The 10,774-nt window shown below is 62.0% G+C and carries 10 protein-coding genes; 9 read left to right on the forward strand and 1 reads right to left on the reverse strand.

Annotated elements, in window-relative coordinates; translation table 11 throughout:
* Positions 1-8: 8 nt before the first annotated feature.
* Positions 9-974 carry an ABC transporter substrate-binding protein gene (locus tag J5M56_RS17625; protein WP_207937433.1) on the reverse strand — a complete coding sequence of 322 codons (966 nt, stop codon included), beginning with the start codon at positions 972-974 and terminating at the stop codon, positions 9-11.
* 199 nt (positions 975-1,173) lie between these two features.
* Between J5M56_RS17625 and J5M56_RS17630 the strand changes: the two genes are divergently transcribed.
* The 9 genes from J5M56_RS17630 to J5M56_RS17670 all read left to right on the forward strand — a co-directional run.
* The gene (locus J5M56_RS17630) at positions 1,174-2,064 is read left to right on the forward strand and encodes a LysR family transcriptional regulator (protein ID WP_207937434.1); all 891 of its coding nucleotides are present in this window, start codon (positions 1,174-1,176) and stop codon (positions 2,062-2,064) included.
* 167 nt (positions 2,065-2,231) lie between these two features.
* On the forward strand, positions 2,232-3,365 hold the full coding sequence (locus J5M56_RS17635; RefSeq protein ID WP_207937435.1) for an acyl-CoA dehydrogenase family protein: 1,134 nt from the start codon (positions 2,232-2,234) through the stop codon (positions 3,363-3,365).
* A complete protein-coding gene (locus J5M56_RS17640) occupies positions 3,362-4,306 on the forward strand; it encodes a D-isomer specific 2-hydroxyacid dehydrogenase family protein (RefSeq protein ID WP_207937436.1) in 945 nt (314 codons plus the stop codon). Before J5M56_RS17635 ends, J5M56_RS17640 begins: the two co-directional genes overlap by 4 nt.
* Positions 4,307-4,323: 17 nt before the next feature.
* Positions 4,324-5,118, forward strand: a complete 795-nt coding sequence (locus J5M56_RS17645) for a class II aldolase/adducin family protein (protein WP_207937437.1) — start codon at positions 4,324-4,326, stop codon at positions 5,116-5,118.
* Positions 5,119-5,256: 138 nt separating this feature from the next.
* Positions 5,257-6,876 (forward strand): ABC transporter substrate-binding protein, encoded by a 1,620-nt coding sequence (locus tag J5M56_RS17650; protein ID WP_207937438.1) that lies wholly within the window; start codon positions 5,257-5,259, stop codon positions 6,874-6,876.
* Positions 6,873-7,823 carry an ABC transporter permease gene (locus tag J5M56_RS17655; protein WP_207937439.1) on the forward strand — a complete coding sequence of 317 codons (951 nt, stop codon included), beginning with the start codon at positions 6,873-6,875 and terminating at the stop codon, positions 7,821-7,823. The genes J5M56_RS17650 and J5M56_RS17655 overlap by 4 nt, the downstream gene beginning before the upstream one ends.
* A 1-nt stretch (position 7,824) precedes the next feature.
* Positions 7,825-8,739: an ABC transporter permease gene (locus J5M56_RS17660; RefSeq protein ID WP_207937440.1), complete on the forward strand. Its 915-nt coding sequence runs from the start codon at positions 7,825-7,827 to the stop codon at positions 8,737-8,739.
* Positions 8,736-10,355 carry an ABC transporter ATP-binding protein gene (locus tag J5M56_RS17665; protein WP_186477105.1) on the forward strand — a complete coding sequence of 540 codons (1,620 nt, stop codon included), beginning with the start codon at positions 8,736-8,738 and terminating at the stop codon, positions 10,353-10,355. The genes J5M56_RS17660 and J5M56_RS17665 overlap by 4 nt, the downstream gene beginning before the upstream one ends.
* A 71-nt stretch (positions 10,356-10,426) precedes the next feature.
* Positions 10,427-10,774, forward strand: a 348-nt coding sequence (locus J5M56_RS17670; protein ID WP_207937441.1) for an LLM class flavin-dependent oxidoreductase, incomplete at its 3' end; no start/stop codon positions are given.

Below are 10,774 nucleotides of genomic sequence, written 5' to 3' on the forward strand. Positions count from 1 at the left end.
CTCCAGGGTCAAGGATGCGCAGCCAGTTTGGTTGCATCAGGAACGGTGAAACCATTGGCGAAGGTCGGTGCTACGTCCAGGCGTTCGGTCATCAGGCCGTGGGCATGATAAAAATCAGCGGTGTCTTGCTGTACGGCTACCGTTTGTGGCTCGATCACTTGCCAGCGCAGCTGGCGTCGCTCGAACTGCAAACGAGCGGCGTCTTTGGGGAAGCCGATGATTGCGGCCAGGGTGTTGGAGTAGCTATCCAGATGCTGGTTAGCCCATACCTGCGCCTGCGCAAGACGGTTGAGATAGTCTTGTAGCGCCGCACGCCGAGCAGGGTCGTCCAGCGCCTTATCGGTTGCAGCTAGAAAGCTGTTGCCGCTGGACAGCCCTCGGCCATTGACCAGCACCCTGCCCTGTCCACTGAGCTCGGCCAACGCCGTGTAAGGCTCCCAGGTCGCCCAGGCATCCACCGAGCCATTGGCCAGGGCGATCTTGGCATCCACTGGGCCGAGGAAACGGAACTCTACGTCCTTCTCGCCAAGGCCGGCCTGGGCCAAAGCCTTGAGCGCTAGGTGATGACCAATCGAACCTCGCCCGGTGGCAATCCGCTTGCCCTTGAGGTCTGCTGCACCTTGCAGGGGGGCATCAGGCCGAACCAACAGTGCAGTACCGTAGGGATCGGACTTGTCTACTGCGATGGCTTTGACAGGTGCTCCCGACGCCAGTACGAACAGCAGCGGCGCATCACCAATGATGCCGGCATCGATTGCCCCGGCATTGAGCGCCTCGGCTAGCGGCGCGGCAGCCGGGAATTCGGCCCAATGGATGTCGTAGGGCAAATCGCGCAAGGCGTCGGCCGCTTCCAGCTGGGCACGCATGTTGCCCTTCTGGTCACCGATGCGCAGGGTCAGGCGCTCCGTGGCGCTGGCCTGGCCCATCAGCAACAAGGCCGCGGCAAGGGTCAAGAGTTTGGTTCGAATGGACATGGCGTTCCTAGATGCCTGGGCGGGCGGCATCATGCCGCCCGGTCTGAGGACTCTAACGAAGACCGCAAGATAAACTAAATTGATTTTAGGAATATGCTAATATGCATTTCAATCAGATAGCGCTTGATGTATGGCATCAACTCCCTATGCGATTATGCTAATGGCTTATTTTTCTCATTCGATCCAGTGAGCGCCGATTATGAAAATCGATGATATGGACGCCTTCGTAGCGGTCATCCGATGCCAGTCGACCAACCTCGCCGCCGAAGCCTTGCAACTGACGCAACCGGCGATCACCCGCCGGGTGCAGAACTTCGAGGAAGACCTGGGCGCCCTACTACTCGACCGCAACACTAAGCCTTTGAAGCCAACGCCTATGGGGCTGCGCGTCTATGAGCAGTGCAAGGCGATTCTGCGCGAGATCGACTCCTTGCGCGAGCTGGTCGCCAACGATGGAGCCCCGTCGGGAACGCTGCGCCTTGGGGTACCCCAGACCTTGGGGGATGTTGTGCTGCTTGACGCCTTGGCGCAGATCCGCGAAGCCTACCCCCAGCTGCGTACCCAGGTCAGCAGCGGATGGGGCAGCAGCTTGATCGCGCGCATGGAGAACGGGGAATTGGACGCTGCTGCCGCCTTGTTCCCCCCTGGCAAAATATTCCCGGAAGGAATCGCAAGCCAGTCGATCATACGTATGCCGCTGAAGGTGGTAGCGGCCAGAGGCACCGCAGCCAAGCGCAGCTATAAGCTCAAGGACTGCTATACCCGTGGATGGGTACTCAACCCTGACGGCTGTGGTTTTCGCGCAGGGCTGCAGCGTGCACTCAGCGAGCAGGGGCTGAGCCTGTCAATCAATCTGGAAACCTTTGGCACCGAGTTGCAACTGGGACTGGTCGCCAACGGGCAGGGCTTGGGGTTGGTCCCTGAACCCCTGCTGCAAGCCAGCCGTCATCGTGATGCGCTGGACGTGCTCAATGTCAGCGATTTCAAGCCGCAGGTGGACCTCTGGTTGTTCCATCCGCGCTACTTAGGCAATTTGCAGGAGCCCGTGGACTTGTTTGGTGAAATCGCTGGCCACAGACTGTTGAGCTGAATCATCAGGCTTGAGGTGGCCTGCAGCACTAAATGCATTTTTTGCATAAACTATCTAAATATAAATTCTCAAAACAAATAATTAGCATAGAACTAAAAAGACTTTTACAGGGCTCATCCAGACGAATACGGTCATAAGCAATTCACCGTTATTCAGGGATGAAACCCATGAGTCACCCCACCGACAGTGCTCTTGCTGAGCTCACACGGGCCCTGGCAGCCAATGCCGAGCGCTATGACCGCAGCGCCCAGTTCCCGTGGGACAACTTCGACCTGTTGCAACAGTGCGGCCTGCTCGCCCTTACGGTACCCCGCAGCCTCGGCGGCAGCGGCGCCGACCTGGCCAGCGCTCGCCGAGTGATTGGTGCGGTCGGTAAAGGCGACCCGGCCACGGCTTTGATTCTGGTGATGCATTACCTGCAGCATTACCGCCTGCAGGACGATGCGCGCTGGCCCGAGCACCTGCGCCAACGCGTAGCCCGCGATGCCGTGCAACACGGCGCGCTGATCAATGCATTGCGCGTCGAACCTGAACTAGGCACCCCTGCACGCGGCGGGTTACCCGCCACCATCGCCCGGCGCAGCGCCGAAGGCTGGCGGCTTAGCGGGCGCAAGATCTATTCCACCGGTAGTCACGGCTTGACCTGGTACCTAGTCTGGGGGCGCAGCGACGATGCCGACCCCCTTATCGGTGGCTTTCTGGTGCATCGCGATACGCCCGGAATCACCATCATCGAGGACTGGGACCACCTAGGCATGCGCGCTACCTGCAGCCATGAGGTGCAGTTCGATGACGTGCTGATCCCGCTCGACCACGCCGTCAGTGTCACCCCCGCCAGTGCCGCGAAAGCGGAACTCGATAACCAGGGCCTACTGTGGTTGGCCGTGCTACTGCCTGCGGTGTATGACGGCGTGGCTCGCGCTGCCCGCGACTGGCTGGCAGCCTTCCTGAAGCAACGTACCCCCTCAAACTTGGGCGCTGCGCTGGCCAGCTTGCCGCGTTTCCAGGATTTGCTGGGCCGCATCGACACGCTGTTGTTCGCCAATCAGAGCCTGCTCGATGCCGCGGTCGCCGGGCAAACTGCTGCACAGCATGCTGGACAGCTCAAGCACATGGTTTGCGCCAATGCTATCCAGGCGGTGACGCTTGCCGTCGAGGCTGTCGGCAACCCAGGGCTTTCCAGGCGCAACCCGCTGGAGCGGCACTATCGCGACGTACTCTGCAGCCGCATTCACACTCCGCAGGACGACGTGGTGTTCGGCCAAGCCGGCCGTGCCGCGCTGACGGAGGTTCAGTCATGAGTCACTCGATCATCGCCAGCCAGCTCGACGTCCACGCCAATAATCATCTGCGCGAACAATTGGCCGGTCATCAAGTGATCGATATTGCCCCGGGTGAACTGGTCTTCGGAGCACCTGCCGATGTACTCATACTGCGCCCTCTCAACGTGCGCGGGCAGCGCGTCGACAGCCCACCTGCGGGTTGGCCCTGGGGTCTGAAATGGGTGCAGTTGGTATCTTCGGGCATCGACTTCTACCCCGATTGGGTCTTCAAGGGCGCGCAAGTGACCAGCGGCAAAGGCGCCAACGCCGAGCAAGTGGCCGAGTTCGCGCTGGCCTTGATGTTCGCCGCTGCGAAGCAACTGCCAACGCTCTGGGTCAAGGACGCCGAATGGCGCCTGACCCCCCTGGCGCCGCTGCACGGTCGTACCCTAGGTGTGCTTGGCTTCGGCAACATTGGCCAGAGCCTGGCACGCAAGGCAGGGGCACTCGGCATGCGGGTGCTGGCGATGAGCCGCCCTGGCCAGCCAATCGCCGAAGCGCCTGGCGTGGAACGAGCGGCCGACCTGCTTCAACTGTTCGCCGGCAGCGATCACCTAGTGCTGGCCGCTCCGCTAACCCCCGCTACCCGCGGCCTGATCAATCGTCAGGTCCTCAACTATGCCCGGCCGGGCTTGCACCTTATCAATATCGCCCGCGGTGCCCTGCTCGACCAGCAGGCCCTGCTTGAGGCATTGGACAGCGGCTTGATCAGCCGTGCCAGCCTGGATGTCACAGACCCCGAACCGCTGCCGGTCGGCCACCCGCTGTATCAGCACCCACGGGTATTTCTATCGCCACATACATCGGCCATTTCCGAGGAGGGTTATCCCGCCTTTCTCCAAGCGTTCATCGCCAACTTCCACCGCTACCGCGAGCAGGCACCCCTGGCCAACCTGGTCGACGCTGCACGCGGCTACTGACTACCGGAGAGCACCTCATGAGTTCATTGTCTGCCATCACCCAACGTCCCACCAACGTGCGCAACCGTGTCAGCGCCGAAGAGTGGGAGGTCCGGGTCAAGCTGGCCGCGGCCTACCGCCTAGCGGCGCTCCTGCGCTGGACCGACCATATCTACACGCACTTCTCTGCCCGGGTGCCAGGGCCTGACGAGCACTTCCTGATCAACGCCTTCGGCTTGCTGTTCGATGAAATAAGCGCTTCGAACCTGGTCAAGGTGGACGTCGACGGCACGATCATCGACGACCCACTGGGTCTGGGCATAAACCAGGCCGGCTATGTGATTCACAGTGCGATTCATCGCGCCAGGCCCGACCTCAAAGCTGTGCTGCACACCCACACCCGCGACGGTGCGGCGGTGTCGGCCCAACGCGACGGCCTGCTGCCGATTTCCCAGCACGCCCTGGCCTATTACAGCCGAGTGGCCTACCACGATTACGAGGGTGTGGCCCTGGACCTGGATGAGCAGCAGCGTCTGGTGGCCAACCTGGGCGACAGCAACATCCTCATCTTACGCAACCACGGGTTGCTTACCGGGGGCATTAGCGTGGAACACGCGTTCCGCGAACTGCATGGGCTGGAGCGTGCGTGCAACATCCAGATAGCAGCACAGGCCGGGGGCAATGAACAGCTGTTGCATGCGCCGCAAGCGGCTATAGCCAAAGTACACGAGCAATCCAAACGGTTTTCAGATGGCAAGGGGGAAGGTATTCAGCGGCACTGGGATGCGTTGATCCGGCAGTTGGAACGTGAGGGGCGTGATTACCAGGAGTGACTGGCAGCTGTCGTCTGTACCGGCCTCAGCGTGGGTGGATCTACCAGCCCAAACATCTCCAACCCACAAGCCTTTGCAAGCGGATTTAGCCGCTAAAAGGCCGGTAGAGATAACTCTATCTCATTGAAGGATCACCCCATGCCTGCACTGCACCGTCTGTTCGCCACCGGCTCCCTGGCACTGGCCCTCACCGCCTGCTCGCCCGCCGACAACAGCAGCACCAGCAATAGTCTCAGCGTTGCCTTCTGGGGCGACAACACCACCCTGGTCAGCGTCGATCCCTTTCAGGTCTACTGGCTGGAGCATCGCGTGCTGCTGCGCAACGTCGCTGAATCACTCACAGACCAAGACCCAGACAGCGGGCGCATAATCCCATGGCTGGCTAAAAGCTGGGAAATCAGTGCCGACGCCCTCGACTATACCTTCCACTTGCGCCAGGACGTCACGTTCAGCAATGGCGAGCGCTTCGATGCCCACGCGGTGAAAGCTGCCTTTGACAGCAATAAAGCGTTCGCCACCCAGTTACCCGCGACTTTCGGTGCCACCTACCTCGCCGGCTACGACCACGCTGAGGTCATCGATGACTTCACCATACGGCTGGTGCTGTCACGGCCCAACGCAGGCTTCCTTCAAGCAACTTCCACCACCAATTTGGCGATCCTCGCCCCGGCCTCGTATCAACTGACTGCGCAAGAACGCTCCCTGGGCAAAATCATCGGTACTGGCCCGTTCATCCTCGAGCACTATACCCCCGAGGTAGGCGCTCGTTTGGTCAAACGACCAGACTATGCCTGGCCGTTGGCCAACATGCGCAACCAGGGGCCGGCACACGTGGACGCCGTAGACATTAGTTACATCCCCGAAGAAAGCGTGCGTAATGGCCTGTTCCTCCAGGGCAAGGCCGATATCCTGTGGCCACGTAACCCGTTCTCGGAAATCGACCTGAACCTGTTCAAGTCCAAGGGCGCGACCATCCAGAGCCGCTCGCTGCCGGGGCCGGCGCTGAACCTTTATCCCAACACCCGCAATGACCGCCTGCTGGCCGTCCGGCAAGTGCGCCAGGCGCTGCAGAAAGCCATCGACCGCACCAGCTACGCGCACACCGTTTACAACGCCTCCTTCCCGGTGGTGAGCGGGGTCTTTGACCTCACCACGCCGTATTTCAAAGCCCAATCCAGCAAGCTTGCCTACGACCCCGAGGGGGCCGAGCAACTGCTTGACGCTGCCGGTTGGCACAAGGGCGAGGACGGCTACCGGCACAAGAACGGCAACCGCCTGACCCTTCGCTACAACCTCACCCCTGCCGAAAGCGCCGGCGACGTGTTGGTACAGGACCAACTGCGCAAGGTGGGTATAGAGCTCAAACTCAATGTGCTGACCCGCGCCGAATGGGTTGCTGGTAACGCATCAGGCAACTATGACCTGACCTCCACCTATATGACCCGCGCCGACCCAATTATCCTGCAGACGATACTCGACCCCCGCGCGGCCAATAGCGCCACATTGGCCACCAACACCTACGAACCACTCGCGTTGACCATAGCCCAAGGTCTGTTCGATAGCGGAATCACCGCCACCGCCGACGGGCAACGGGCTAAAGCCTACGGCCAACTGCAAGACTTGCTGATCGACGAGGCCTCAGCGTTCCCGCTGTACGAGCGCGTCTGGCAGGCCGCCACTGCAGCGCGAGTCAAGGATTTCCGCTGGACAGCTGAGGGCTTCGCCTTGTTCAGCGACATCCAGGTCGGCCAGCCATGAGGGGCTATCTGACCGGCCGCATCGGCCAGGCGCTGCTGGTGCTTTGGGGCGCCTACACCATCACCTATTTCATTCTTTATCTGCTGCCCGGCGATACCCTAGCGATCATGCTCAGCGCCTCCGGAATGGAAGCAGATGGTCTGTCATCCGAAGACCTGGCCAAGGCCCGCGCCTACTACGGGCTCGACAAAGGGCTTTTCGAGCAGTATCTCCATCTACTGTGGCGCGCGTTGCACGGCGACCTTGGGCAGTCGCTGTCATTGGGTAGGCCAGTGACTTCGCTGCTGGCCGAACGCCTGCCGCAAACACTGGCGCTGGCGGGGTCTGCCATCGTGCTGTCGCTGATGGCTGGGATTGGTCTGGCCTATCTGACCGCTTATGTGCAATGGCGCCCACTGAAGATGGCCTTGGCCCGCCTGCCCTCCCTGGGCTTTTCGATGCCGGTGTTCTGGATGGGCCTGCTGCTGATCCAGGTGTTCGCTTTTGCCCTGGGCTGGTTTCCGGCTACCGGTAGCCAGGGCCTCGCCAGCCTGGTGTTGCCGGCAATCACCTTGGCGATACCCAGCGCCGCCGTATACGCCCAGGTGTTGCACCGTGGTTTCCAGGGGGTGTGGCAGGAACCCTACATAAGCACAGCCTTCGCAAAAGGCCTGAGCCGAGCCCAAGTACAAGCCCGTCACGCCCTCCGTAACGCGGCCTTGCCGCTGCTGACGCTGGTGGGCTTGCAGGTCGGCAACACGGTGTCTGGCGCCGTGCTGGTGGAGACCATTTTCTCGCGTAACGGTATCGGTCGGTTGGCCCAAGAGGCCGTACTGCGCCAGGACATCCCGGTAGTACTGGCCATCGTCGCGGTATCGGCCACTGCATTCGTGGTGGTCAACCTGCTCGTCGATTTGCTCTATCCCTACCTCGACCCGCGTATCACCCACAATGGCAAGGTGAACTGAGATGACCATGCATATCCCGGTGCCCCGCAACGATACTGCTTCTGCAGGTTTCCCGGCACGCCCTGCTGCCGCCTGGAAGCGTCGTAGCCGATTGCAGCGCACTAAGCACACTCTGATCGCGCTGCTGCGCCAACCCGGCTTCAGCCTGGCGCTGCTGATCGTGCTGTTCGCACTGTTTGCAGCGCTGGCGCCGCAATTGCTGACCAGCTTCGACCCTTATGCCACTTCGCCTGGCGACAAGCTCAGCACACCCGGGGTGGTGCACTGGTTCGGCACTGACGAGTTGGGCCGCGACCTTTACACACGAGTGGTGTACGGCGCACGCCTGTCAGTGCTGGCCGCCCTGCTGGCGGTGGCAATCGCGTTGTTCGGTGGCCTTGGTGTTGGTGCGCTGGCCGGTTTTGCCGGGGGGCGCATCGACGCTGCACTGATGCGCTTGATCGACGTGTTGCTGGCGCTGCCCGGCCTCCTCCTGGCGCTGGCCATCGTCACTGCTATCGGCTTCGGCACGGTGCCTGTGGCTGTCGCCGTGGGCGTCGGGATCATCCCAGGCTTCGCCCGCACCACTCGCGCCGAGGTGCTAAGAATCAAGACCCTGCCCTACGTCGAAGCGGCGCGTCTGGGAGGCGCCAGTTGGGCGCGCACGCTGCTGCGCCATGTGCTGCCCAACGCCTGGGGCCCGGTGGCCGTGCTCGCCACACTGGACTTCGGCGCCGCCATTCTGGCCACTGCCGGCCTCAGTTTTCTTGGCTTTGGAGCGGCGCCGCCAGCAGCTGAATGGGGCACGCTGATCGCCAACGGTCGTCACTTCCTCGTCACGGCGCCTTGGGTATCGGTGCTGCCGGGGCTGTTCGTGGTGGCCGTGGTGTTCAGCTTAAACCACCTGGCGCGCAGCGCCGAGGAGCATGCTCGATGAACCCGTCGACCTTGATCGAAGCACGCGACCTGAGTGTCAGTTACTCGTGCGCCGGACAACGCACCGAGGCGGTGAGCCAGTTGTCGTTCAACCTGAACCTAGGCGAAACCCTAGCCATCGTCGGCGAGTCGGGTTCGGGAAAGTCGACCCTGGCCAACGCCCTGCTGGGCCTATTGCCGGAAAATGCTCGCATCGACCAGGGCCACTTGTGGGTCGAAGGCGTCGATGTGGCCCAAGCCGACGAGCGAAGCAGGCGCCGGTTGCGTGGGCGTATCGTAGGCTTTGTGCCGCAGGACCCGATGGTCAGCCTCAACCCTACCCTGCGCGTTGGCCAGCAGGTCGCCGAGGCCCTGAAGCTGGCCCGTGGCCAACACTACCCCGAGGTAGACAGCGACGTGCTGGCGCTGCTGGCCCAAGTCGGCCTTGACGAGCCGCCGCTGCGGGCGCGGCAGTATCCCCACGAATTATCGGGAGGTATGCGTCAGCGTGTGCTGATCGCCATCGCCTTGGCGGGCGAGCCTCGGCTGATCGTTGCCGACGAGCCCACCAGCGCGCTGGATGCCACGGTACAGCGGCGCATTCTCGATCATCTGCAACAGCTGGTGGCCGAGCGCGGCATCTCGTTAGTGATCATCACCCATGACCTGGGCATGGCATGCGACCGCGCCGACCGGTTGCTAGTGATGAAACAGGGCAAACTCATTGAGCACGCTTCTGCCAGGGAAATACTCTGGAGCGCTAGGCATCCCTATACGCGTAGTCTGCTCAATGCCGCCCCGGCCCTCGTCCCACGACGCCGGCCGCATGCAGTGGCGCGCCAGGCGCCCCTGCTGCGCCTGAGTCACATCGGTAAACACTTTGCTCTGCCAGGCCAGCATACCCACTTCACCGCCCTGGATGATCTGAACCTTGAAGTGCATCCCGGGGAAACGCTAGCCATCGTGGGCGAGTCTGGCTCAGGCAAAAGCACGGCGCTGCGTATTGCCCTGGGGTTGGAGAAACCTAGCCAAGGGCATGTCGAGTTCGCTGGCGCGAATATCAGCGGGCTCAGTTGGCGGCAGTTCCGGCCCCTGCGCCGACGTATTCAGTTGGTGCAGCAGAACCCGTTTGCCGCCCTCGACCCGCGTTTCACCGTGTTCGATAGCATCGTCGAGCCGCTGGTTTCGTTCGGCTTGCTGAGGGGCCATGCACTGGAATGTAAGGCCCGCGAACTGATCACCAGGGTGCACCTGCCGGTGCACTTGCTCGACCGTTTGCCCCGAGAGCTGTCCGGAGGCCAGCGCCAGCGGGTGGCCATCGCCAGAGCCCTGGCCCTGGAGCCCGACGTGCTACTGCTCGACGAGCCGGTCAGCGCACTGGATGTATCGGTACAAGCACAGATCCTCGCCCTGCTGGATGAACTGCAGCGCGAATCGGGCATGGCTTACGTACTGGTTTCCCACGACCTTGCGGTAGTGGCAAGCATGGCCGACCAGGTGCTGGTGCTTCGGCGCGGGCAGGTAGTCGAGCAAGGGCCGGCAGTGCAGGTGTTCGGCCAACCGGCCAGCGTCTACACCCAAGCGCTGATCGACGCAGTACCAGGGCATTCGCGCAGCGTGCTGCCCGTGGCGGTTTGACCGGTGTGCCACGCGGCACAGGCGTGTCGCGCGGATCAGACATTGAGGCCTATCGGCCAGAGGTAATGAGCATGAGTAAACGACAGATCCACCTCGGCGCAATGATTCATGGCGTCGGCCACGGCTGGGGCGAATGGCGTCATCCGCAGGCACTGGCTGACGCCAGTGTCAATTTCGGCTACTACAAGCAACAGGCACAACTGGCGGAGGCTGCGAAGTTCGACTTTGCCTTCATCGCCGACAGCTTGCACATCCACGCCCGCTCCAGCCCCCATTATTTGAATCGCTTCGAGCCGCTAACGATACTTTCAGCGCTGGCAGCTGTTACCTCCCACATCGGCCTGGTGGCCACGGTCACCGTCAGCTACACCGAGCCTTTTCAGGTGGCCCGCCAGTTCGCCTCGCTGGATCTGATCAGC

The organism is Pseudomonas sp. 51_B (genome assembly GCF_017491595.1).
GTDB classification, from domain to species: Bacteria; Pseudomonadota; Gammaproteobacteria; order Pseudomonadales; family Pseudomonadaceae; genus Aquipseudomonas; species Aquipseudomonas promysalinigenes.